Consider the following 23,930-nt stretch of genomic DNA (forward strand, 5'->3'; position numbering starts at 1 on the left):
CATTCCTCATTCGTGATGGAATAACCCCAACAATATAAACATCCCTTTCAGGTTCGATTCAACCGCCAGTCGTCGTAAGCGACCATGCTTTGCTCGATAGCCGCGATGAATTTCTGGCGCTGCCGATCCTCGAGCGGCCGCCCTTTTCGGCGCTTGTCGAAGGCCTGCTGGATATCCTGTCGACTTTTCTTGTCCAGGCTTTCGAGCCAGTGGTGATCCGCGGGTTCCAGATCCAGAAAATCTCGCCCGGCGTGGTTTCTTTGGCTGATATGCCACCAGTGATCCACGGCTCTCCCCAATACAACATAGCCGAACTGACTGTCCTGTACAGGCCCGAAGGTGGCTGTTTTCAATCCATCCTTCAAAACTCCGATGTTCAGTGTCGGCAGCATCAGCCGGTCACCGTACAGATAGCTGCTGGCGGCGCCGATCAGGCCACCCACCAGGGCGCCAGCGCCCAGCGAGTGGCCCAGGGTGAGTGCATCGATTCCGGCGCCGCTCACCGCGCCGGCGCCGAATCCGGCGGTGGCGAGGTAGTGCTTGCTAACGGCCCAGACTTTACGGCTGTCCTCGGAGAACAGGTCATGTTCATTATGCCACTCCAGCTCTGCTTCCTGGCGACGGATGTGCTGGTGCTGGTAAAGGCTCTCAACGGCCACACGCTGGCTCTGTTCCCGTTGCCGCTGATGGCGGTACCAGAGATGACGTAGCTGTTTAGCAAGGGAGCCATCACTGGTTTCGGCGGCCTGGTTCGCGGTCAGGGTGCGCTTTTCCCGGAAAGACATCATGTCTTCCAGAGCTCCGGCGATCAGGACTGCCGACTGCTTCCGGCGTTGTTTCCGCTGTTCCGAGAGGAAATGCGTAGCCTGCTCCAGCGGTTGTTCCCAGTCTGGCTCCAGTTGGCCAAATGCTCGTAGCAGGCCCAGGTGTTGCTCAAACGGGGCGCGAACAGCATCGAATTTGCGTACTACCTGGAAGAACTGGCCCAGGGCGGCTTGCCAGGTGTCGCTGTAATCGTCGGCACCAATACTGTTGATCAGCGCCAGGCTTGGGCGCCCGGTCCAGCGCAGTATGGTCATTTCCGCCTCGTGTTCTGCGCTGTACGGAACCGACCCGTCCACCACGTAGATGATACCGGCGCCCTCCACCAGGGGGGTGAGCAGCTCACATTCATCGTTAAACCGGCCATCATCCCGATGCTGGGTCACGAAGGCCTTCACGGTTTCGCCGTGGTCGGATGCAGAAACGCTGTGAGCTTCCAGCCATTCCAGTACCCGCCTCGGGCGCTGAAAGCCAGGCGTGTCGACCAGGGTGTAAAGGGTCCGGCCATCCACGGTCAGGGGGTAAGCCTGTCGTTTCCGGGTGGTGCCGGGCTCGAGAGCAATGGCAATGGCATCGTTCTGGGACAGGGTGGCGACGACACTGGATTTGCCCTTGTTGGGATGTCCTACAACCGCAAACGTGGGGGCCGGTGTCATGGTAACTCCTCGCTGGCGGGGAATGGGGCCTGCCATTGCAGAGGAGGCAGTGAAACCATCAGGAAGTTATTACCCATTCGCTCTGCAAACCGAAGCCAGGGTTGGACCTGATGGGGCTGAGGCTCCTGGCTGATGTCGGCGGCCAGTGGCACAAGCGCCACCCGGGTGCCCGTTGGCCAGAGTTCCCGTGCCGACTCGAGGAAATCCTGGAGTTCTCCGGTTGGCGGCTGCCAACAGCGGGTTGCCATAAGGACCGCTTTGCACCCCGTGTTCGCAGCATGCGCTGCAACCTGGTTCATGACCTTCTGGTCGTCGGCGAGGCTGGCCCGGCCTCCGGCCCTGAGAACCAGGTGTTTACCTGAACTTAATGCTTCGGGCGGCTCCGGTTCCCCGGCACCCGCCCAGCAAAGCAGAATGTCACTGTCCGGCAGCGGCTGCAGGTTACTTCGAATCCGGGTATCCGGAAGGTCACCGGCATCGTTGTGCTCATTACCCGTGTCCAGGGCCGGCGTTTCCATTCGATACAACAGGGCATGCATGGCTGGGTGGCTGCTCAGCTGTTGGCGGGCTTTGCGTCGAACCAGTCCGACGGCCAGAATCAACAGGAGCAGTCGGGGCAGCAGTACCCAGGTTGTCCACAGCATGGTGACAAAGGGCCACCATTGCCCCCAGAGGATGGGGTTCAGGCTCTCGCTAATCGTTTCGGCGCGGAAAAAGCGAGTTGCTTCCACCAGACCCAGATCCGGCACCGCCGCCGGCCATAACCAGGCCCATGGTGTTGCCAGAGCCACCAGCAATCGATGGTAGCTTCCGGCGGCGGTGTCCAGAGTTGTGCTCCAGCCAAAGGCCAGATCCTGAACTACCACCAGCACCAGCAACGTGGCCAGGCCTGCGAGGGCAAAGCAGAGGCCCCCCATGTGTGCAGCCCGGGCCATCAGAACGGGTTGCAGTCGGTGGGCGACACCCTTTGCCGGGCTGCCCTGCAAGCGCCGGACTAGCCATTGCCAGGGCTGCCACCCGGCCAGTGACTGGATGCTGGTAAAAATTGCCAGCACCAACTGGAAGAGGACGAACGCCAGGAACAGGGTGATGTTTATGCGTTGGCCGCCGTCGTAAAACAGCAGACCGAGCATGGTGAACGAGCCAAAGACGATGCCTGCGGTGGCAAAGCCGGCGTTTACGCGGCGCCATAACCGGAGTGTATGCTCCCCGGCTTGTTTTTTTGCGCCGGCGCCGGCCAGCCGCTTCATATGGTCGAGCCACCGGGCTGCATCCGGGGACAGCCCCTGCTCCTCACAGACCAGCGCAAATTTCCGGTCCCGGCGATGGAGAAACGCTGGCGGCTGCTCTTTGTCCCGTTGGGCTTGGGCGTCAAAATCAAGCAGCAGGCGGAGGGAGCTGTCGGTCATGCAGTGGTCCGGTCGTGAATTCGGTCAGTCATCCTTTGATGCTAGGATATAGGTATTCCCGCTTCCGATACCAGACAACGAGTTACCATGCCCCACCATCTGATGAACCTGCGTTATGTGCCTGACGACGAGGCGGATGAAATCCGCGCCCTGTTTGAGGCGCATGAGGTGCCCTATTACGAGACCCCGCCGAGCCGCTGGGGGATTAGCATGGGTGGCTTCTGGGTGCACGATGATGACCAGGCGGCACGGGCCAGGACTCTGCTTGAAGACTACCAGCGGCAGCGATTCCAGAACCAGCGGCAGGCATACGAGGAGACCAGGGCGCGCGGTGAAACCGGTGGCTTCTGGTTTATGCTCAGCCGAAAACCGTTGCGCACACTGGCGGCCTGTATCGCTATTCTGGTAATCATCGGCCTGAGCTTGCTGCCCTTTATCCGTATCGGATAATGCGGGCTTCACTGCCGCCCTTCTGGTTATTGAGTATAAGAAGATTGTCCGCTTACCCATACGGTGTCTGGAATCCAGGGCACCCGGTCCGGGCCGGCTTCGTTTGCCCCCCTCTCCGGGGGGCCATATACTTCCGTGACTGCACCCGGCCTGACCGGGTTCCAGGGTTTTTACCATGAACGATACCCAATCTGGTGTGCGCGGTACATGACTGAGCTGTTTACCGAGAATAATAAGAGCGGCCTGACCAGGGATCTGATCGAGGCCCTGTTCCCCATGTTTGAGGAAGCCAGTGCTGGTGCCATTGCAGTGGACCGCGACAGCCGGATTACCTGGATCAACAGCAGTTACTCACACCTGCTTGGCCTTGGCGATCCTGCCCGGGTTGTTGGCAAGCCTGTCCGCCAGGTTATTCCGCAAACCCGAATGCCTGAAGTGGTGGAAACCGGAAAGCCGTTGTTACTGGACATCATGGAACACAACCAGCAACAGTTGGTGGTGACTCGCCTTCCCTACTATGACGATGGAGGGCAGATCGTCGGTGCCGTGGCGTTTGTGCTCTATGATGACCTGCAGCCGCTGACACCGCTGGTATCCAAGTATCGGCGACTGCATCAGGATCTGGCGGCTGCCCGCAAGGCGCTTGCCAGGTCGTCCCGGAGTACCCGTTACAACCTTGCAGACTTTGTCGGTGCCAGCCCGGCGGCGCTTGAGGTCAAGCGCCGGGCGCGTCTGGCGGCTGGACGTGATATGCCTGTTCTGCTGCTTGGTGAAACCGGCACTGGCAAGGAAGTTCTCGCTCAGGCGATCCATTCTGTATCCACCAGGGTGGAAAAACCCTTTGTTGGCGTTAACGTGGCGGCTATTCCCGACAACCTGCTTGAGGCGGAGTTTTTCGGGGTGGCGCCGGGAGCCTACACTGGCGCAGATCGCCGTACCCGGGAAGGCAAGTTTCAGCTTGCCAACGGTGGCACCCTGTTTCTGGATGAGGTTGGCGATATGCCTTTGCCGCTGCAGGCCAAGCTTCTGCGGGCTCTGCAGGAGGGCGAAATCGAACCATTGGGTTCCAACAAGGTGACGCCGGTGGACGTGCGGGTAATCGCCGCCACCAGCCGAAACCTGGAAGCTATGATTGCCGAAGGCGGCTTTCGTTCGGATCTTTATTATCGACTCAATGTCCTTGAAATCCCCATTCCTCCCTTGCGTGAACGGCTGCCGGATTTGGGGGTGCTTTGTGAATCGCTTCTGGGCGAGATCTGCGAAGGGCTTGATTTGCGGGGTGAAATCACGGATGCGGGTGTTTCGGCTCTCGGCAGTTATGACTGGCCCGGTAACATCCGGGAATTGCGAAACGTTCTGGAGCGCGCCCTCACCATGGGGGAGGACGGTGGCTTGCTGGACGCGGGTGCAATCTTCAAGGTACTCCCGCGCAGTGGTAACCGCCCGGCATCGCTGCTGACTACGCAACCGGTGCGGCCGCTGGCTCAAACCCTTGCTGATGCCGAAGCCCAGGCAATCGAAGAAGCTCTGGTTGCCAGTCGCGGCAACCGTACTCGTGCAGCGAAACTGCTGGGTATATCCCGCTCTGTACTCTACGAAAAACTCGCTAGAATGTCCTGAATTCCGGACAGGTGTCCCGGTATCCGTACAAACACCTACGACTGATGTCTAAATACGTCCGGTTATCCGGACGTTTTGTGCTCGCGTTTGCTTGAAAAAAGCCCCTAACCTTATGAAAAACATGGAATATATGTGTTTGGCATGGTGTCTGCTTTTGGCGGGCTGCAGACGTCAGAACAACGCGGATAACAAGACTGGCGCTTATCGTTGGACCCCAAATTACACATGTCTGTCTGTTTTCTGCGATGTCTGACTATACTCAGACCAGGCGTGTCGTAAATTGCACGCGCCAGGTCAGACAAAACAACAATGCTAGGAGACTAACCAATGAAACTCTTGAAGGCCATCACCGGTATCGCTGGTGCGATTGCCCTGACGACGGGTTCCGCTTTCGCAGAAGATCTGCGCTGGAAAATGCCCGTTGCATTTGCCACCAATCTGCCTGGCCTCGGTTCCCCCGCCGCCTGGGTTGCAGACAACCTTACCACCGCATCCGATGGCAGCATCCAGGTCCGTGTCTATGAGCCGGGCAAGCTGGTTCCGCCGTTCGACATCCTGCAGTCCGTTTCAGACGGCAAGGTCTCTGCCGGTTACACCTGGATCGGCTACGACCAGGGCAAAGTGCCTGCGATTCCCCTGTTTGCCGCTGTACCCTTCGGCATGAAGCCCCCGGCCTACATTGGCTGGTATTACTTCGGTGGTGGTCATGAAATGCTGCAGGAAACCTACGCCAACAAGGGCTTCAATGTGTATGCACAGCTGTGCGGCATTATCGGGCCTGAAACAGCGGGTTGGTATTCTAAACCCATCAAAACACTGGAAGACTACAAAGGCTTGAAGATTCGCTTCGCCGGCCTGGGCGGTAAGGTTCTCGAAAAACTGGGAGCTTCTGTCACCATGATGCCCGGCGGCGAGCTGTACCAGGCACTGGAAAAAGGCACCATTGATGCCACTGAATTCTCCATGCCCGCCATCGACCAGATCCTGGGCTTCAATCAGGTGGTCAAGTACAACCTGTTCCCGGGCTGGCATCAGCAGTTCACGGCCCAGTACATGCTGATCAACAACGATGAGTGGGCGAAAGCCACCGAGGCTCAGAAGGCGCTGGTTGAGGCTTCCTGTACTGCTGCTACCACCCGTGGTCTTGCTGAAGGCGAGTACAAGAACGGTAAGGTTCTGGCCGAGTTCCAGGACAAGGGCGTTCAGGCCGACCAGATTCCCCGCGACGTTCTGCTCGAACTGAGGGACGTGACTCAGGAAGTGCTTGAGGAAGAAGCGTCCAAGGATGCCGACTTCAAGCGTGTTTACGAAAGTCAGCAGGAATTCATGGAATCCTACAAGGTGTGGGATACACGCGCCTATGTTCCGGCGGACCTGTAAGGTTCGGGGCTGACCCTGAGCACTGGAATAACTTCCGGTGCTCTCTGATTTAGTCTGGATGGCCCTGCGGGGCCATCCTTGTTTCACGGCAGGCTTTCTGAACGAGGAACTGTTGTATGACAGTGTCTGATAAAGGCTCACCGCCAGATTTGCGGGCATCGGCGTCGGACGCCGGTCAATTTATTCATCATCACACGGAGTTCCCTACAACCTGGTTAAGCCGGGTAATGGACGGTGTGATTTCTGCAATAGGTAAGAGCGCCTCCTGGCTCTGGATCGTGGTCACCGGCGTCATCATCTATGCGGTGGTGGGCCGCTATGCCTTTGGCATGGGGTCGGTAACTCTGGAGGAGGTCCAGTGGCATCTGGCCGGTGCAGGCTGGTTATTGGGGTTGGGCTATACGCTGGTGACGGATGATCATGTCAGGGTGGATGTGATCCATGAGCGTCTGTCCCTGAGAGGCCAGGCCTGGATTGAACTCCTTGGCCTGGTATTGCTGTTGTTGCCGTTTCTGGTGCTGGCGGTTTACGAAATGGTCCCCTACGCCTTCAGTTCCTGGGAGCAGGGCGAGACCAGTCAGGCACCTGCCGGACTTCCCTACCGCTGGGTTCTCAAGAGCATTCTGGCATTATCTTTTGTTCTTCTGATTCTGGCTGCCCTATCCCGTCTGCTGAAAGTAACTGCTCTGCTTTTCGGCTTTCCGAAGCCAATCCGGATCGAGTCCGGGAATAACAAGAAAGAGGATGCGTCCTGATGGAGCTCGAAACGTTATTTGTGATCGGCATGTTCCTCACGTTCGGGGCCTTGTTGATGACCGGTTACCCGGTTGCGTGGGTGTTGGGTGGCACCGCGGTTATCTGGACAGTCGTCGGTGTAATCGCCGTTGAAGATTTTGGTGCCAGTCTGTGGTTTGACTATTCCTCTTCCATGGGGCTTGTGCCGGAGCGAATATGGAAGGTCGTAAGTAGCGAAACTCTTGTGGCCCTGCCGATGTTTATCTTCATGGGCATCATGCTCGACCAGTCTGGCGTGGCCGAGCGGTTGATGAACAGTATGGTAAAACTGTTTGGAGCCGTTCGCGGAGGTTATGCGGTAACTGTCATTGTCATCGGCGTACTGCTGGCAGCGACCACCGGTATCATCGGTGCGTCTGTAGTGCTTCTGGGCATGCTTTCCCTGCCCGTGATGATGGAGAACAAATACGATAAGGGGTTTGCTGTGGGCACTGCCTGTGCCACCGGGACCCTGGGTATTCTGATTCCCCCTTCAATCATGCTGGTCCTGATGGCTGACCGGCTGGCGGTTCCCGAAGCGTCGGTAGGCGATCTGTTCATGGGCGCATTCTTTCCCGGCCTTATGCTGGGCGCCATGTACGTGACCTACGCTATCATCCGTCCGATGCTGCAACCGCATATTGCGCCGGTGCCGGAGGGTACGGAAAAAGTGAGCTGGAGCATCGTCTGGGAGGTGGCAAAGGCCGTTGTGCCGACGGCCGCACTGATTCTGGGTGTTCTCGGCTCTATTTTTGCTGGAATAGCAACACCAACCGAAGCTTCTGGTGTTGGTGCGCTGGGCGCTCTGTTACTGGCCCTGATGTCTGGCCGACTGAACCTGAAAGTGCTCAACTCTTCAATGCAGCAAACCACCCGCACGGCCGCCTTCATTTTTGCCATTTTCCTCGGTGCCACTGCGTTCTCTGTGGTACTGCGGGGTCTGGGTGGCGACCAGGTAATCGAAGACGCGCTACTGGGGCTGCCATTCGGACCCTATGGCGTGGTGTTGACCATTCTGTTTGCGGTGTTCCTGCTGGGCTTCTTCCTGGACTGGGTGGAAATCACCCTGATCATCCTGCCACTGGTAGCACCGGTTGTGCAGAGTCTCGGGTTCGATCTGGTGTGGTTCACCATTCTGTTTGCCATGTGTCTGCAGACCTCGTTCCTGACACCACCGGTTGGTTTCGCCCTCTTCTACATCAAGGGTGTGGCGCCGCCGGAGATTGCAGTTACTGATATCTACCGTGGCGTTATACCGTTCATTATTATCCAGCTGGTCGCTCTGTCCATCGTCTTCCTGGTACCGGAAATCGCGACCTGGCTGCCGGCTGTGGCTTACGACTAAGGAGATAACAACAATGCGTCTTGAAAACCGGATTGCCCTGATCACCGGAGCCGGACGAGGCATCGGGCGGGCCATCGCCGAACAGTATGGCCGTGAAGGTGCGCGCGTGGCCGTGGCGGACCTGACTCTCGAAAGTGCGCAGGAGGCGGTCGACGCTATTGAGCAGGCGGGCGGTACCGCCATGGCCCTGGCCATGGATGTCACCGATGAAACCGCCGTGGATGCAGGCGTAGCCGCCATCGTCAAAAAATGGGGCGGGCTGGACATTGCTCTGGCGAATGCCGGCATCCAACATATCGACCCATTGCACAAGTTGGCGTTTGCCGACTGGAGCAAAGTGATGAATGTGCACCTGGACGGCGCTTTTCTGGTGACCCGCGCCGCCCTGAACCAGATGTACGCGAACGGTGGTGGCACCATGCTGTATATGGGTTCGGTTCACTCCCTTGAGGCCTCGCCGCTGAAAGCGCCCTACGTGGCGGCCAAGCACGGTATGCTGGGTCTGTGCCGCGCAGTGGCGAAAGAGGGCGCCGAGCATGGTGTGCGCAGCAACATCATTTGCCCGGGCTTTGTCCGTACCCCGCTGGTGGACAAGCAGATCCCTGAACAGGCCAAGGAGCTGGGGATTTCCGAGGAGGAAGTGATCAGCAAGGTGATGCTGAAAAACACCGTGGACGGAGAATTTACCACTCTGGAAGATGTCGCCGAACTGGCGGTTCATCTGGCCGCCTTCCCTTCGGCAGCGCTGACCGGCCAATCAATTGTGGTCAGCCACGGCTGGCACATGCAGTAAGACACAGGAGAGACAGATGAGTAACACAGAACAATCGCCGATAGTCTGGACTCCCTCGGAAGACACGCTCGAGTACTCACGCATGGGCCGGTTCAAGGCCTGGCTGGAAGAGCAGGGTTACGGCCCGTTCACTGACTATCACGCCCTGCACCAGTGGTCGATTGATGAGCTGGAAACCTTCTGGGCGAAAGTCTGGGACTACTGCGGGTTGGTGTGCGATACCCCCGCACAAGAGGTGTTGGGCAAGCGTGACATGCCCGGTGCGCAGTGGTTTCCCGGCATGAGGCTGAACTTTGCTGCCAACCTGTTGAGGCTGGCAGATGGCAGCCATGCTGACCATGAGGCTGTGGTGGCGTATTGCGAAACGCGCCCGGTCCTGCGCCGGACCTACGCCGAACTGAAAGCGGATGTCGGCGCGCTCGAGGCGTTTCTGCGCAGCAAGGACGTCCAGTCTGGTGATCGCGTCGCTGGCGTGGTCACCAATGGGTACGAGGCCATGGTCGGCATGCTTGCCGCCACCAGTCTCGGGGCCATCTGGAGTTCGGCTTCGCCCGATTTCGGCGTTGGCGCTATCCTCGACCGGTTTGGTCAGATTGAACCGTCGGTATTGATTGCGGTGAATGGCTACGGCTATGGCGGCAAGGTCTTCGCCCGTCAGCAGGAGTTTGCCGAACTCATCGCCGGACTGCCGACCCTGAAATGCGTGGTCAGCGTCCAGCAATTGCCGGACGAGGCGCCGATCCAGGGCGACCTGGTGACGCCCTGGGAGGACGCCATCGCCTTCGGCGCCGGCCAGTCGCCCTCTTTTACGCCGCTGGATCCGGACCACCCGGTCTACATCCTGTATTCATCCGGCACCACGGGCAAACCCAAGTGCATTGTGCACGGTAACGCCGGCTTGGTGGTGAACCATGCCAAGGAACTGATGCTGCATGGTGACGTCGGACCAGACGACCGGTTCCTGTATTTCACCACCTGTGGCTGGATGATGTGGAACTGGCAGGCTTCCGCCCTGATGACCGGCGCAGCGGTCATCACCGTCGACGGTTCGCCAGGTTACCCGAGCCTGAATTATCTCTGGGACACCGTGGCCGAGGAGAAAGTGACACACTTCGGTACCAGCGCGCGATTTATTGCCGGGTGTCGCAAGGCCGGGCTCCAGCCTGCGAAGACCCTGGACCAGAGCCAGCTCCGGGTGGTGTTTTCCACAGGCTCTCCGCTGCTACCGGAAGACTACGACTGGGTCTACGGCGACGGTTCTCCCGGTGCTTTGCTTGGTTCCATCGCCGGGGGCACCGACATTTGCGGTTGCTTCGTGGGCTCGACTCCGCTGCTGCCGGTGCGCCGGGGCGAAATCCAGTGCCGATTCCTGGGTGTCGACGCGGTGGCCTATGGTGACGATGGTCAGCCGGTCAGTGCAGGCCGCGGCGAGCTTGTCTGCCGCCAGCCACTGCCGTCCATGCCAGTGTCTTTCTGGGATGATCCTGAAGGAGAGCGGTACCATGCCGCGTATTTTGAAACCTTCCCCGGTGTCTGGGCGCATGGTGACTTCATCGAATTCACCGAGCACGGCGGCGCCATCATCTACGGACGTTCCGACGCCACTCTGAACCCGGGCGGCGTGCGTATCGGCACCGCAGAAATCTACCGCCAGGTGGAAACCGTGGCTGAAGTGAAAGACAGCCTTGTGGTTGGCCGCCAGATCGACGGCGACGTAGAAGTGGTTCTGCTGGTGGTACCGGCCGATGGCCAGACCATCACAGGTGACCTGCGCAAACAGCTCAAAACCCGGATTCGCGAAGGCGCCAGCCCCCGGCATGTGCCCAAACACATTGTCGAGGTGGCGGACATTCCCTACACCCGAAGTGGCAAGAAAGTAGAGCTGGCGGTTGCCCGCCTGATCAATGGTTCCAGCAAGGCGGATAATCGCGACGCCCTGGGTAACCCGGAAGCGCTGGACCATATCCGCGAGCGATTGGCAGAGACCAACCTGTTACCGTCCGGCTGAGGAGCGGAGCTCGAGTGGCACATGGACGTGCCCGCCCGGGTTTTGGGAGGCAAGAAACTCGCCGTGATACTCCCAGGCCATTTGAATCAAAATGTTAGAAAATTTCGTAAATTCCCACCATTTCATCGTGCTGTAACCGAAGATCAGGCATTTTTAGTCCGTTCTAATACTAAGATCGTAACCAAAATTTACGAAAAAATGGTATCTTAGTAGGTCTATCAAAAGTTCCTAACTCAGTCATCGCTCAGGTCGGTCGTTCACAAGACGCCTGACCTCGCCATGACCGTCCTGAACCCACCTATTAGCCTGAGGACGAAAATGACATCATCCAAAGCAAAGATTGTCTACACCCTGACCGACGAGGCACCAGCCCTCGCGACGCGGTCACTTCTTCCCATCCTGGAAACCTACGCCAAGCCAGCTGGTATTGAGTTCGAAACCAGCGATATTTCCCTCGCGGCACGTATTCTGGCGAACTTCCCGGATTACCTTGAAGAAGATCAGCGGGTTCCGGATGCACTGACAGAGCTGGGCGCTTACACAAAAGATCCCGATGCCAACATCATCAAACTGCCCAACATTTCAGCCTCCATCCCGCAGCTGCGCGAGGCAATCAAGGAGCTGAATAAGCAGGGCTTCAAGGTTCCGGAGTACAAGGAGCACCCGGAGACCGACGAGGAGCAGGAAATCCAGTCCCGCTACGCGAAGGTTCTGGGCAGTGCTGTTAACCCGGTTCTGCGTGAAGGCAACTCCGACCGTCGTGCGCCTGCCGCCGTCAAGGCGTTTGCCCGCAAATACCCGCATTCCATGGGTGAGTGGAGCCCGGCCTCCCGCACCCACGTTGCCCACATGCGTGGTGGCGATTTTTACTCCAGCGAGCAGTCGGTCACCCTGGACAAGGCTACCAACACCCGCATCGTGTTTGAGAACAAACAGGGCAAACAGACCGTCCTGAAAGCCGAGCTGCCGCTGCAGGAAGGCGAAGTTCTGGACGGTATGTTCATGAGCAAGAATGCGCTGGTGAAGTTCTTCGAAGACGCTATCGAAGACTGCGAAAAGACCGGCGTGATGTTTTCCCTGCACGTGAAAGCGACCATGATGAAAATCTCTCACCCGATCGTCTTCGGTCACGCGGTGAAGGTTTTCTACAAAGACCTGTTCGAAAAGCACGGTGAGCTGTTTGACGAAATCGGCGTCAACCCGAACAACGGTCTGTCCAGCGTTATTGAGAAGATCAAGCAACTGCCCGAGTCCAAGCAGGAGCAGATCCAGGAAGATCTGCACGCGTGCTATGAGCACCGTCCGGAAATCGCTATGGTAGATTCCGTGAAGGGAATCACTAACCTGCACGTGCCGAGCGATGTCATTGTTGATGCCTCCATGCCGGCCATGATCCGTAACTCCGGCAAGATGTGGGCCCGGGACAACAAGCTCAAGGACACCAAGGCGGTAATGCCGGAGTCCACCTATGCGACCATTTACCAGGAAGCAATCAACTTCTGTAAGACCCATGGCGCATTCGACCCGACCACGATGGGTACCGTGCCAAACGTCGGTCTGATGGCTCAGAAGGCGGAAGAATACGGCTCCCACGACAAGACCTTTGAAATCAAGGAAGACGGTGTTGTTCGCGTGATTACCGAAGACGGCACTGTGTTGACTGAGCACAATGTTGAAAAAGGTGATATCTGGCGCGCGTGCCAGACCAAGGACCTGCCGATTCGGGACTGGGTCAAGCTGGCGGTCAGCCGTGCTCGCGCCACCGGTATGCCAGCCGTTTTCTGGCTGGACGATGAGCGTGCCCACGACGCCGAGCTGATCAAGAAAGTTGAGACTTACCTGAAGGACCACGACACTGACGGTCTGGACATTCGCATCATGTCTCCGGTCCGCGCGATCCGCTGGACCATGGAGCGCCTGATTCGTGGTCTGGACACCATCTCTGTGAGCGGTAACGTTCTGCGCGACTACCTCACTGACCTGTTCCCGATCCTGGAACTGGGCACAAGTGCCAAGATGCTGTCCATCGTACCGCTGCTGAATGGCGGTGGTCTGTATGAGACCGGCGCTGGCGGTTCTGCGCCGAAGCACGTACAGCAGCTGATTCAGGAGAACCACCTGCGCTGGGATTCGCTTGGCGAATTCCTGGCCACAGCGGTGTCTCTGGATGAACTGGGCGAGAAGCAGAGCAATGAACGAGCCCGTCTGCTGGGTCAGACCCTGGACAAGGCTACAGAGCGCCTGCTGGAGAACAATCAGTCTCCGTCCCGTGTTACGGGCGAGCTGGACAACCGCGGTTCTCACTTCCACCTGGCGCGCTACTGGGCCGAAGAGTTGTCCAGGCAGGATGGTGACAAGGAACTGAAGGAGTTCTTCGCCAAGCTGTCCAAGCAGCTGGAGGAAAACAAGGACAAGATTTTACAAGAGATGACCATGGTTCAGGGTAAACCCGCCGACATTGGTGGTTATTACCATCCGCCGATGGAGTTGGTTTGCAAGGTGATGCAGCCGAGCGAAACCTTGAACAAGATCATGTCCGATGCCCGTGCGTCGGTGAAGTAAAGCTGAGGGATCCTGGTCCGGCCGCTGGCCGGACTGCCTGAAGTAAAACCCGGAAAGCCGGCCAAGGCTCTCCGGGTTTTTTGTGTCTGTTCTTAATAGTCGTCCGGTTCTTCTTCGTAGCCTTTGCCTGCTTCTCCCGCCCGGCGTAGCTGATACATGGTGACTGGCGGCCCGATCAGCTCGAATAACACGGTGGAGCCGATAATGAGCGGCAGGACAAACGTCAACTCCGGCATACGGTGAGTCGCGACCAGGGCCAGACCCATGGCCACCCCCGCCTGAGGCAGCAGGCAGGCACCGTTGCGTGCGCGTACGACGTGGCTGGAGCCCGCAAGCACGCCGCCGGTATACCCGCCAAGGACCCTGCCGGCGACCCGGGCCAGAATATAGACGGCCCCGAGGATGCCCAGCGTCGGCAGTACTTCCCAGTCCAGGCCGAAGCCGGCCAGAAAGAAAAACGTTGCCAGGAAGGGTTCAATGATGCCTTCAATGGAGCGGAATGGCCTGACATGATGGTGCGCCCTGTTGGCCACGGTTACGCCCAGGGTCATGCAGGTAAGCAGGTAGGACACGTCCAGGCTGCCGGCAATGCCGGCAGCCAGAAAGACGAAACCTGCCGATTCCAGCAGCATTGGCTCGCCGGGTTTCAGTCGACCGGTCATCCAGGCCATGGGCAAACCGAGAAGAACACCGAGTAGCATGGCGCCCAGAACCTCATAGACCCCATACCCGATCGTTTCAAACAGGCTGACACCATTTCCCGAGAACAGTTCGGCAAACACCAGAAGAATGCTGAACAGGATTGCCCCCCAGGCATCGTCGATGGCAACAACCTGTGCCACTACCCGGGTCAGCGGCCCGCGGGATGCGGTTTCTCTCATCACATCCAGGGTAGCGGCCGGGTCGGTCGCCGTCGCGATGGCGGCGAGCAGCAGCGACGCTGGCAGGTTTTGCGTCACGGTCCAGATGGCGACGAATATCAGCAAGGCCGTCATCAGGGTCACGACCAGACTCACGATAATGGCTTCCCGGCCTTGTCTGAGATCGCGGAAAGACATGCGCTCGCCGAGCAGAAAACCCACCATGGCCAGGGTAAGCTCGGTAACCAGGCGAAAACTGTCACTGACCCTGGCGGGGACCAGGTCAAGGACCTCTGGGCCGGCCAGTGCGCCCACCAGCAACAGCAGGGTCACCCTGGGTACATGCAGCCGTTGGCCCAGCGTGTGGGCTCCGAGTGCTAACAGCATGATCCCGCCGATTAACAGCAGATCCAAAGCGTGGGACACAGCTTACTCCTGTTGAAGCGGCACTAGCCTGCCGCCGGTCAGCTTTACCACGTCCTGTGGCGAAAGCTCAATTTCCAGACCACGACGTCCGGCACTTACGTAAATGGTGTCAAACAATTCGGCCGAGTTGTCGAGGAAGGTTTTCAGGCGTTTTTTCTGTCCGAGCGGACTGACCCCGCCGAGCACGTAACCCGTGCTGCGCTGTACTTCCTGAGGATCCGCCATCGTGGCTTTTTTGCCGCCCGCAGCCCGGGCAATCAGTTTCATGCTTAACATGCCTGTGACCGGTATGATCCCCACTGCCAGCTCTTTCCCGTCAATGGTTACCACCAGTGTCTTGAACACTTGTTGCGGATTGGCCCCGGTTTTTTCTGCGGCTTCGGTACCGTAGCTCTCGCTGGCCGGATCATGGTCATATTCATGAATGGTGTGAGGCACCCTGGCTTTCCTGGCGGCGTTGATACCCGGGGTCATGTTGTCTCCTGCCTGGCCTTTTAAATGAGGGAAACTTACCACAGTATCTGTATCGGATGGCGATCCTGCCATCACATGTTTCTCGACTTATGCCGCTGAAGTGATTATTTTCTGGTCATCACACTTCCGAAGTTGAACAGGCTACATTCATGCAGCCCTCGTCGGCACGAAGTCAGGGAGCCGGGCAGCTTCCCGACCAAAAGTCTCCTTTGCGCCGCGCCCTTTGGGCGGCGCTCGTATACCTGGTTGCAGGACTCGTCTGGATCGCCTTCTCCGACACCGTTGTCGAGTCCTGGTTCAAGGATCCGGCAACTCTCTCGACCGTGCAGACCTGGAAAGGATTCACCTTTGTTCTGGTCACTGGGTCAGTACTGTTCCTGATACTCTTGCGCCAGCTCCGAAAAGACCGGGCCCTGCTCAGATTGCAGCTTGGCCAGAGTCAGGCACTGCGCAAGAGTGAGCGCCAGCTCCGGGTTTTAATGGATAACCTGCCGGGTATGGCCTATCGCTGTCGCTACGACCGTGACTGGACCATGCTTTTTGTCTCAGAGGGCTGCGCTCAGCTGACTGGCTACGAACCGGAGGAATTGACCAACAACCGACTGGTCAGCTTTGCCGACCTGCTTGATGAAGATACCAACCATCGTCTGGCAAGCGACGTAAAAGCTGCTCTTGCTGCCGGGGAGTTGTTTTCCGCGGAGTATTCTCTGGCCCGAAAGGATGGTCGTGAAATATGGGTCTGGGAACGCGGACGCTGCGTCGAGGAGGATGACGAGGGGCCTGTACTGGAGGGCATCATTCTGGACATCTCTGACAGAAAGGAGTTGGAGAACGAGTTGGAGGAGCTGGCCACACGGGACCCGCTTACGGCGCTGGTTAACCGTCGGGAAATAGAGCGAATCCTTGATGAAGAGCTGGAACGCGCCAAGCGCTATCAGCGGCCCATGGCAATGCTCTGGGTTGATTTTGACAATTTCAAGGATGTGAATGACACCTATGGTCATGCCGCGGGCGATTCGGTTCTGATGTCGGTGAGCACTCTGTTCAAAGAGGGTTTACGCAGCGTGGATTCGGTGGGACGCTTCGGAGGTGAGGAGTTTGTGATCGTTTTGCCGGAGATGGATGCTGTCGGAGCGAGGGAGACCGCCGAGCGCCTTCGTCGGCAGGTTGAGGCCCAACCTCAGCCCCTGGGTGACGGGAATACCGTGCCATTAACCATTAGTGTGGGGGTGGCGGTCTATCCAAACCATGGTCTGACTGCTTCCAAACTTTGTGCGGCTGCTGATCAGGCCATGTATCGGGCGAAGGAGCGTGGCCGGAACTGTGTTGCCATGGCACACTTGCCGGAACAAGTTCATGGTGGCCCATAACGACACCGTGCTTGTACCGCCAGGCATGTGGTGTAATGACTGAAACCCCCGTTGGCGGTGTTCGGCCAATGCAGAAACGTGCAACTGCATAGAAACTATAAAAAAACAGAAAAGGTTTATACGGATGAATCGACTAGCTCGCCGCGCGCTGCATACTTGCCATACTCCCAAGGACCTTGCGTCTGTTACTTTCCGGGATGTGGCGGGAGAGAACCCGGCCAGCGTCGGCGTCAGTACTGAGGCCGTGGACGCCATCTGGCACAGCGTGGAGGGGCTCTATCGTACAGGCGTCCATCCTGGCATTCAGCTTTCGGTTCGACATCGCGGTGAGCAGGTGCTCCATCGGGCCATTGGCCATGCCAGTGGGAACGGCCCCGATGATTCTGCCGATGCACTCAAGGTCCCGATGACCACAGATACCCCGATTTGCTATTTTTCCGCTTCCAAAGCCGTGACCGCCCTCCTGATGCACATGTTATCGGAGCAGGGGCTGGTTAACCTGATGGATCCGGTTTCCTATTACTGCCCTGAATTTGCCCAGAGTGGAAAGCGCACGATCACTGTTCACCAGATACTGTCCCACCGGGGTGGTATACCGGCTATTCCCCGGGAGACACCCATTGATGTGTTGTGGAACCGGGATGAGATCTGGCGCCTGTTGTGCAAAGCCAAACCGGTAGAGGTGGACGGTTCCAAGGTGGCCTATCACGCTGTTACCGGTGGCTTTGTCCTGCAGCGGGTTCTTGAAAGGGTTACCGGGGCGTCCATTGAACACTACCTGGATACTCACCTGCGCGAGCCCATGGGGATGAGGTGGTTCACCTATGGCATTGCGCCAGAGCATCTGCACGATCTGGCTGCCAACTATGCCACGGGCCCGAGACCTCGTTTTCCTGTTTCCTGGGTGGTAAACCGTGCCCTGGGCGGTGACATCCGGACCGTTGAGCAGGTGACCAACGACCCACGCTTTCAGGAAGCGGTCATTCCCGCTGGTAACCTGTGCGGTACGGCGGAAGAAATGGGACGGTTCTTTCAGATGATGCTCAACGGTGGCGTCTGGAACGGCAAGCGTGTTTGCAGTGAGATAACCATTCGGCGTGCGATTCAGCAGTTCGGCTCACTTCAGATCGACCGCACCATGATGATCCCAATGCGTTTCAGCGCCGGTATGATGCTTGGGGGAAATCCGGTTGGGCTATGGGGCCAACAGAGCCGCTATGCCTTTGGTCATGTCGGCCTGATCAACAAGCTTTGCTGGGCGGACGCGGCCCGTGACATTTCAGTCAGCTTGCTGAACACCGGCTTCCCGATCGTTGGGCATCATTTGCCGGCCATGGCGAAGTTTGTCTACACCGTGTGTGATCGTTTTCCCCTCATACCCGAGAACCAGAGACCTCTGGTTGCCGCCTGATCTTGCGGATTCATAAGGTTTCTAGTTGCGCCTCCAGAATACCGAGAACGGACGATAATATGTCGCGGAAGTCGGTCAGTGTCTGGGTCCTCTGAATTACGTCTTCCCGTTTCTCATCAAGTCGTTCCAGCTTCGGGACCACCCGGCGAATACCTTCGGTGATCACCTCGTAGGGGTAATGGTGGTCCTGGATGCTGAGCTTGTTAATCTCTGCCACTTCCTGGCTGAAAATGCTGATGATGTCGTAGAGCATATCCTTGTGATGGATACTGCTGGCTTCCCAGTATGCGTCGTCCAGCAGTTCAAGGAGCGAAAGATACTCACGGAGGGTGTCGGCAACTGAGGTCTGATTCATGATAATACTCGATTTTCCGTCTTGGTCTTGGCCGGGCAAAGTTGGTGTTAAGGGAACTATAGCAGGGGATTGATCGTGTAGTCGGAAGCCCGTGTTCCAGGCCGGCAATACAAATGAAACTATATTCATTTTGTTGTGCTTTTTCTGGCAGTTGTGCAGACTGCGAAAACGGGACAAGGAAATATCACGACTCAATGGACGAGAATCCGAATGGACAAGCCCACGCATCCCCCTCACGGACGACGCGAGCGCGCGGTCAAGCTCGATCATCACGACAGTGTTCGCAGTCATGTGTACCAGCAGGTCAGCTCGGAAGTCGAGCGGCTGGAACGCCGGGTTCACACCCTGCGCCTTACCAATGCCCCCCATGCGGCAATCATGATCTCCACTTATGAGCGGCTGATTGACCGGAAGAAGGGCTTTTTGCAGAACTGGAATATGCAGGGCGACGGTTTTTACTGACGCTCCGGAATAGCGATGGTCGCCCAGCTGACCCTGGCGTCAGCATCCTCTTGATAACTGCAGTAGTCGGGATTGTTTACCGTTTTGTCCGGATTGTCCGACGTGGGTGCGGGAATGGTTGACGGTTCGCCATCCGAGCTGAAAATTCGTACGACTTGCATAGGGTAGTCCAGCTCCACCCTGAGGCAGTCCGGGCTTCCGTCCGCCGGTTCGCTGATACCATGGCGGCTTAGATCAAGGACCTTTTTTTCAGGGCTCTTGATAAAAAGCGTGTCTCTCTGGCCACTCATAAAATCCTGTCTTAATTCGATACTTCCAGCTGTTCGACTCAGGTAATCTGCAGTGGCGAACTCAGGCGTGTTGTAGCCAAGGGTTACAAAGCTGTTTGCATCGAAGCGGCTACCGGCCAGAACGCTGACCAGTTCAGGCTGTGCGTCCTCATCCTCCGGGTCGACACTCCGGCTGACATACTGAATCGTACGATACACCTTCTCCTGGACACTGCTACCGTCAGCGCCATCGGGCAGGTAGCGCCAGTCCAGCGTCGGATAAATCCAGATTTTGTCGTTCAGGGCAGCGTCCTGCAGTACCGCTGCCTGGTCGGTAAACCGGATGTCTGCACCATTTCCGCGACTGTTGTAGGTACCCGATGCGCCACTGGCAATTCGGTCTGCTATGTATTTCCTGCCATCCTGGAAATTGACGACTTCTCCGGAAGCGATCACCTGATTCATCAGGTCCAGAGGGTTTCGTACCTTTGAATAGCTCCGGCCCTCTTCGGCAGGTGTGGACCGGATGAAAATTCCAATGTGGTTACGAAGTTCAGTCATCGTATCCACGTTATCAGGGTTGTTACCGTCAGCCGGCTGAATACCACGATAGAAGTCATCAAACCGGGTGTGCTCGATGGTGTCTGGTGCCCGTTCAGTGTTCTCCAGATCAAAGCTTGAGAATGTCAGGTCTACGTCGGTAGCTGGGTTGAAGGCAGTTGGACCAGTATCTTCCATACCACAACCGCTGATGCCAGTGATGGCGAGGGAAATAGCGGCGAAAATGCAGGAATGTCTCATTTCAGATGGCCCCGAGGTGCGCAAAAGTGCGTAAACGGCTAAAGTGGAAATCTGCGGGCCCGTCCGCCCGGGCTCGAGTGCTGACAATAAACGATAAAACAGGCATCTACCCTCGCGGAGATCACATTTTGTGGCAAAGGTATAATCTGGCATCGCGTGCAGTTGTTTCTGGACTGCTGGTCATACTGGCATTTCTGGCGTCCCTGGCGCCGGCAGTGGCCAGTGCCCAGGACCGTTGCCGTGAAGGTGCCATTATTCTGACCGCAAGCACCTCCAGTGTCCGTGATCTCGGGAGTTGTATCTGGTATCGGGAAGACCCGGATCAGGCGCTGACAGTTCAGGATATCCAGGCTGATGGCCTGACCGCGTTTACACGTCATGAAGGTGGCGTGCTCAATTTCGGTTACACCGAGTCGGCCTACTGGATCCGTTTTGATTTGCTCACTCGTGACCATGGCGCAGATACCGATTGGATTTTCGAGCTCGCCCTGCCTCTGGTGGATGAAGTGCAGCTCTACCTGGTTCGTAATGGTGAGTTGTTTGAGCGGCGCGAGACCGGGTATTCCGACAGTTGGGATCAACGCGACCTGGAAGTTCCCAATCCGACGTTTCGCCTGAAGCTGGCACCGGAGACGGTGAATACGGTTTATCTCCGTATTACCAACACCAACACCTTTCGTCTGCCGATCAGTCTCTGGCATCCGGACAGCTATATTGCCAAGGTCTCGGTGGACGAAGCCGTCCGTGGCATCCTGCTCGGCGCGATTCTGGCCATTCTGGCCTACAACCTGTTTGTTGCGGTATCCGTGCGCGAGCGCAGCAACATCTATTACGTGCTGTATCTGGTCTCAGCCACGATTTTCATCGCGACCGAGCAGGTCCATGGCGTTCAGCTGCTGGACAGCCGGCCAGTCATTTTCAACAAGGAATTTCTGCATTTCCAGATCCTGATGACCTGGTTCTGGGGGCTGTTGATGGCCCGCTCCCTGCTTGAGACCCGTGAACGATCCGCCGATCTGGATCAGGTTATCCAGCTTTGCCTCTATTCCGTCGGTGCCACTTTCCTGTTGTCCATGTTCCTTCCCTATCACATAGCCATGCAGTGGATTGTGGTGGGGTCTATTTTGCTCAGCACGATTATGATCGTGGTCAGTTACCTGTCATGGCGCTATTACAATCCCGCCGCACGGTCCTATTTCTTTGCCTGGACCCTGGCACTCATCGGCTTCGGGATATATGCCTTCACCGTGATGGGATTTCTGCCCCTGAATACATTTACCAATTACTCGCCGCAGTTTGGGCTGACGGCGCAAATTATCCTGTTCTCCTTTGCCCTCGCGGACAGGATCAAGCAGGTGCAGGGTGAAGCTCTGAGCTGGAGCCAGCGTGCACTATCGAACCTGCAGCGATACCAGTCCCTGTTTGATAATGCCATTGAAGGTGTCTTCCAGATGTCGCCGGACCGTCGGTTTGTGACGGCAAACCCCGCGATGGCCAGGCTCATGGGCTATAACAGCAGCCGCGAACTGCTCAATCGCAGTCCCGATGTCCTGGAAGCCTGCATTGCCGATGACCGGCTGCGCCGCCTTGTCGTGCAGCAGCTGGAAGCAAAGGGCACCGTCAAAGGGGTTGAAGCCCGTTATTTCACCCGCGATGGCGAGGAGCGCTGGGCCACCATTTCACTGCACACGGTGTTCGATGCTGATGGTGAGCCGACCCACCTGGAAGGCACCTGTATTGATGCGACAGAAAGCCATCAGCGTCAGCGGATTGAGCGGGAGCGGGAACAGGAGCGGCTGGAAAAAGAGCTGGCGCGTAACTCTGCTGAAGCCAAGAGTCAGTTCCTGGCAAATATGAGCCACGAGATCCGGACACCACTGGCGGCCATCATCGGTTATGGCGAGACGCTCCTGGATCCGGATTTGAGCCAGCAGGACAAGCATAGCAGTGCGGAAACAGTGGTTCGCAGTGGTCGGCACCTGCTTGATCTGGTCAACGATATTCTCGACCACTCCAAGATTGACGCCAACAAGCTGGATGTGGATGTCGTGTCGGTCAACCTGCCGGAACTGCTCGATGAGATCCGCGCCTTTTTTGCGCCCAGGGCCCGGGAGAAGGGGCTGGATTTCAGCGTCATGTGCGAATTCCCGCTACCGGAACAGATCCTTACCGACCCCACCCGGTTCCGGCAGATCATCATCAACCTTTGCGGAAATGCGCTTAAGTTCACCGAAAAAGGTTCCATTACCCTGGTAATACGCTGTGACCGTGAGTATGAAATGCTCATTGCCCGGGTCGTTGATACCGGTATTGGCATGAAGCCGGAACAGCTGGGCAGGTTGTTTGATCCGTTCGCCCAGGGCAGCGCTGCGATATCCCGGCAATATGGCGGCACCGGCCTTGGACTCAGTATTTCCCGACGCCTTGCCGAGCTGCTGGGGGGTAGTATTCATGTCCACAGTACCTACGGTGAGGGCAGTGAATTCGAGCTTTCGATCCGTACCGGTGCGCTGGAAAACGTGCACTTCCTTCGGGATGCCTCCGAGCTCAGTCAGCGTCGCCGTGCCATTCCCATGGTGGTGGCTCCCCAGCTCAGCGGCAGAATTCTTTGTGCGGAGGATAACGACGTGAATCGCCGGCTGGTATCCCTGCTGGTAGCCCGCACAGGTGCCGAGCTGGTGCATGTGGGCAATGGCGCCGAGGCACTGGATGTTGCTCTTCGTGAACCCTTTGACCTGATTTTGATGGATATCCAGATGCCGGTGATGAATGGTCGCGATGCCACCGCCGCGCTCAGGGAGGCCGGGGTAAATGCACCGGTAATTGCCTTGACGGCCAATGTCATGTCTGAAGATATTGCCGACTATCGCCTTGCTGGCTGCAATGAGCATCTGGCCAAGCCGATCGACAAGCAACGGTTTTACGAAGTGCTGGCACGTTATCTGGTCGTCCTGCCCGACACTGTGCAGGTGCCGGTCCACGCTTTCAGTGGCAGGGTCCTGGTGGCCGAGGACAATGAGGAGAACCGGCAGCTTGTGGAGCGGATGCTGCGTCGGCAGGGTCTGGATGTTGTGCCTGTGAATAGCGGAGACGACGCCGTACGCAAGGCGCTGGCAGATTCCGTCCAGTTGGTGCTGATGGACCGTCATATGCCGGGAATGGATGGTGTGGCGGCGACGCGTTTGCTGCGCCAGGCCGGCTTCCGGCGACCGATTATCGCCTTTACCGCCGGCGACCAGAAGGAAACCGATGCCCTGCTTGCGGCCGGGTGTGACGGTGTCCTTAACAAACCCATCGACCAGGCCCATCTGCAGTCCGTGCTGGACCGTTTCCTCCAGCGCGAGGCTCGCGAGACGGTGGATGAGCAGGAGGATGAGGAAATTGGTCGTTTGGTGGTCCAGTTCCTTGAGGGATTGGAGGGGCGCCGGCAACGAATCATTGAGGCGCTATCGGAAGATGATGCAGCAACGCTGAAAACCGAAACCCACCAGATCAAGGGCACCGCGGGTGCGATGGGTTACCCGATGATGACGCGTCAGGCCGGAGCTGTGGAGGAGCTTCTGAGGAGCGCAGATCCGGACTGGGACAGGGTTCGCAGCGAACTGGGTACCCTGAATGAAATGATTGTACGCGCGCTCGAGGGCGCGGCAACGTCCACGTGACCGATACCGGCAGAATAACGA

The 23,930-nt window shown here is 57.6% G+C and carries 18 protein-coding genes; 12 read left to right on the forward strand and 6 right to left on the reverse strand.

Annotated features, from left to right (window positions below; all coding sequences use genetic code 11):
- Positions 1-47: 47 nt before the first annotated feature.
- Together KFJ24_RS15845 and KFJ24_RS15850 are read right to left on the reverse strand one after the other, a co-directional pair.
- On the reverse strand, positions 48-1,478 hold the full coding sequence (locus KFJ24_RS15845; protein WP_250832060.1) for a GTPase/DUF3482 domain-containing protein: 1,431 nt from the start codon (positions 1,476-1,478) through the stop codon (positions 48-50).
- Positions 1,475-2,887, reverse strand: coding sequence for a DUF2868 domain-containing protein (locus KFJ24_RS15850; RefSeq protein ID WP_250832061.1), 1,413 nt, complete (start codon positions 2,885-2,887; stop codon positions 1,475-1,477). The genes KFJ24_RS15845 and KFJ24_RS15850 overlap by 4 nt, the downstream gene beginning before the upstream one ends.
- Before the next feature lie 87 nt (positions 2,888-2,974).
- Between KFJ24_RS15850 and KFJ24_RS15855 the strand changes: the two genes are divergently transcribed.
- The 8 genes from KFJ24_RS15855 to KFJ24_RS15890 all read left to right on the forward strand — a co-directional run bounded on the left by KFJ24_RS15855 (position 2,975) and on the right by KFJ24_RS15890 (position 13,819).
- Entirely contained in the window at positions 2,975-3,337 is a 363-nt protein-coding gene (locus KFJ24_RS15855) for a DUF6164 family protein (protein ID WP_250832062.1), read from the forward strand.
- A gap of 207 nt (positions 3,338-3,544) precedes the next feature.
- Positions 3,545-4,957, forward strand: a complete 1,413-nt coding sequence (locus KFJ24_RS15860; RefSeq protein WP_250832063.1) for a sigma-54 interaction domain-containing protein — start codon at positions 3,545-3,547, stop codon at positions 4,955-4,957.
- Positions 4,958-5,284: 327 nt separating this feature from the next.
- The gene (locus KFJ24_RS15865; RefSeq protein WP_250832064.1) at positions 5,285-6,337 is read left to right on the forward strand and encodes a TRAP transporter substrate-binding protein; all 1,053 of its coding nucleotides are present in this window, start codon (positions 5,285-5,287) and stop codon (positions 6,335-6,337) included.
- Between the two features lie 116 nt (positions 6,338-6,453).
- Positions 6,454-7,092, forward strand: a complete 639-nt coding sequence (locus KFJ24_RS15870) for a TRAP transporter small permease subunit (RefSeq protein WP_250832065.1) — start codon at positions 6,454-6,456, stop codon at positions 7,090-7,092.
- On the forward strand, positions 7,092-8,456 hold the full coding sequence (locus KFJ24_RS15875) for a TRAP transporter large permease (RefSeq protein ID WP_250832066.1): 1,365 nt from the start codon (positions 7,092-7,094) through the stop codon (positions 8,454-8,456). Before KFJ24_RS15870 ends, KFJ24_RS15875 begins: the two co-directional genes overlap by 1 nt.
- A gap of 13 nt (positions 8,457-8,469) precedes the next feature.
- Positions 8,470-9,249: a 3-hydroxybutyrate dehydrogenase gene (locus KFJ24_RS15880; RefSeq protein ID WP_250832067.1), complete on the forward strand. Its 780-nt coding sequence runs from the start codon at positions 8,470-8,472 to the stop codon at positions 9,247-9,249.
- A 16-nt stretch (positions 9,250-9,265) separates the two neighbouring features.
- Entirely contained in the window at positions 9,266-11,257 is a 1,992-nt protein-coding gene (locus KFJ24_RS15885; RefSeq protein ID WP_250832068.1) for an acetoacetate--CoA ligase, read from the forward strand.
- A gap of 318 nt (positions 11,258-11,575) precedes the next feature.
- Positions 11,576-13,819: an NADP-dependent isocitrate dehydrogenase gene (locus KFJ24_RS15890; protein ID WP_250832069.1), complete on the forward strand. Its 2,244-nt coding sequence runs from the start codon at positions 11,576-11,578 to the stop codon at positions 13,817-13,819.
- 92 nt (positions 13,820-13,911) lie between these two features.
- Here KFJ24_RS15890 and KFJ24_RS15895 read toward each other — a convergent pair whose 3' ends face one another.
- Together KFJ24_RS15895 and ybaK are read right to left on the reverse strand one after the other, a co-directional pair.
- On the reverse strand, positions 13,912-15,105 hold the full coding sequence (locus KFJ24_RS15895) for a cation:proton antiporter (RefSeq protein WP_250832070.1): 1,194 nt from the start codon (positions 15,103-15,105) through the stop codon (positions 13,912-13,914).
- A gap of 3 nt (positions 15,106-15,108) precedes the next feature.
- Positions 15,109-15,579, reverse strand: coding sequence for a Cys-tRNA(Pro) deacylase (gene ybaK, locus KFJ24_RS15900; RefSeq protein WP_250832071.1), 471 nt, complete (start codon positions 15,577-15,579; stop codon positions 15,109-15,111).
- 149 nt (positions 15,580-15,728) lie between these two features.
- Here ybaK and KFJ24_RS15905 point away from each other — a divergent pair, with 149 nt between their 5' ends.
- Together KFJ24_RS15905 and KFJ24_RS15910 are read left to right on the forward strand one after the other, a co-directional pair.
- Positions 15,729-16,949 (forward strand): GGDEF domain-containing protein, encoded by a 1,221-nt coding sequence (locus KFJ24_RS15905; RefSeq protein ID WP_250832072.1) that lies wholly within the window; start codon positions 15,729-15,731, stop codon positions 16,947-16,949.
- A 124-nt stretch (positions 16,950-17,073) separates the two neighbouring features.
- Complete coding sequence (locus KFJ24_RS15910; protein WP_250832073.1) at positions 17,074-18,360, forward strand: serine hydrolase domain-containing protein; 1,287 nt, start codon at positions 17,074-17,076, stop codon at positions 18,358-18,360.
- Positions 18,361-18,370: 10 nt separating this feature from the next.
- Here the strand turns inward: KFJ24_RS15910 and KFJ24_RS15915 are convergent, their stop codons facing one another.
- A complete protein-coding gene (locus tag KFJ24_RS15915; protein ID WP_250832074.1) occupies positions 18,371-18,715 on the reverse strand; it encodes a hypothetical protein in 345 nt (114 codons plus the stop codon).
- A 210-nt stretch (positions 18,716-18,925) separates the two neighbouring features.
- Here KFJ24_RS15915 and KFJ24_RS15920 point away from each other — a divergent pair, with 210 nt between their 5' ends.
- The gene (locus tag KFJ24_RS15920; RefSeq protein WP_250832075.1) at positions 18,926-19,177 is read left to right on the forward strand and encodes a hypothetical protein; all 252 of its coding nucleotides are present in this window, start codon (positions 18,926-18,928) and stop codon (positions 19,175-19,177) included.
- On the opposite strand, the gene KFJ24_RS15925 is transcribed toward KFJ24_RS15920, so the two are convergent.
- A complete protein-coding gene (locus KFJ24_RS15925) occupies positions 19,171-20,247 on the reverse strand; it encodes a hypothetical protein (protein WP_250832076.1) in 1,077 nt (358 codons plus the stop codon). The two genes, KFJ24_RS15920 and KFJ24_RS15925, sit on opposite strands and share 7 nt — an antisense overlap.
- 128 nt (positions 20,248-20,375) lie before the next feature.
- On the opposite strand from KFJ24_RS15925, the gene KFJ24_RS15930 reads away from it, so the two are divergent.
- Positions 20,376-23,909, forward strand: a complete 3,534-nt coding sequence (locus KFJ24_RS15930) for a response regulator (RefSeq protein ID WP_250832077.1) — start codon at positions 20,376-20,378, stop codon at positions 23,907-23,909.
- Positions 23,910-23,930 lie beyond the last annotated feature (21 nt).

Source organism: Marinobacter sediminum (assembly GCF_023657445.1).
Taxonomy (GTDB): Bacteria; Pseudomonadota; Gammaproteobacteria; order Pseudomonadales; family Oleiphilaceae; genus Marinobacter; species Marinobacter sediminum_A.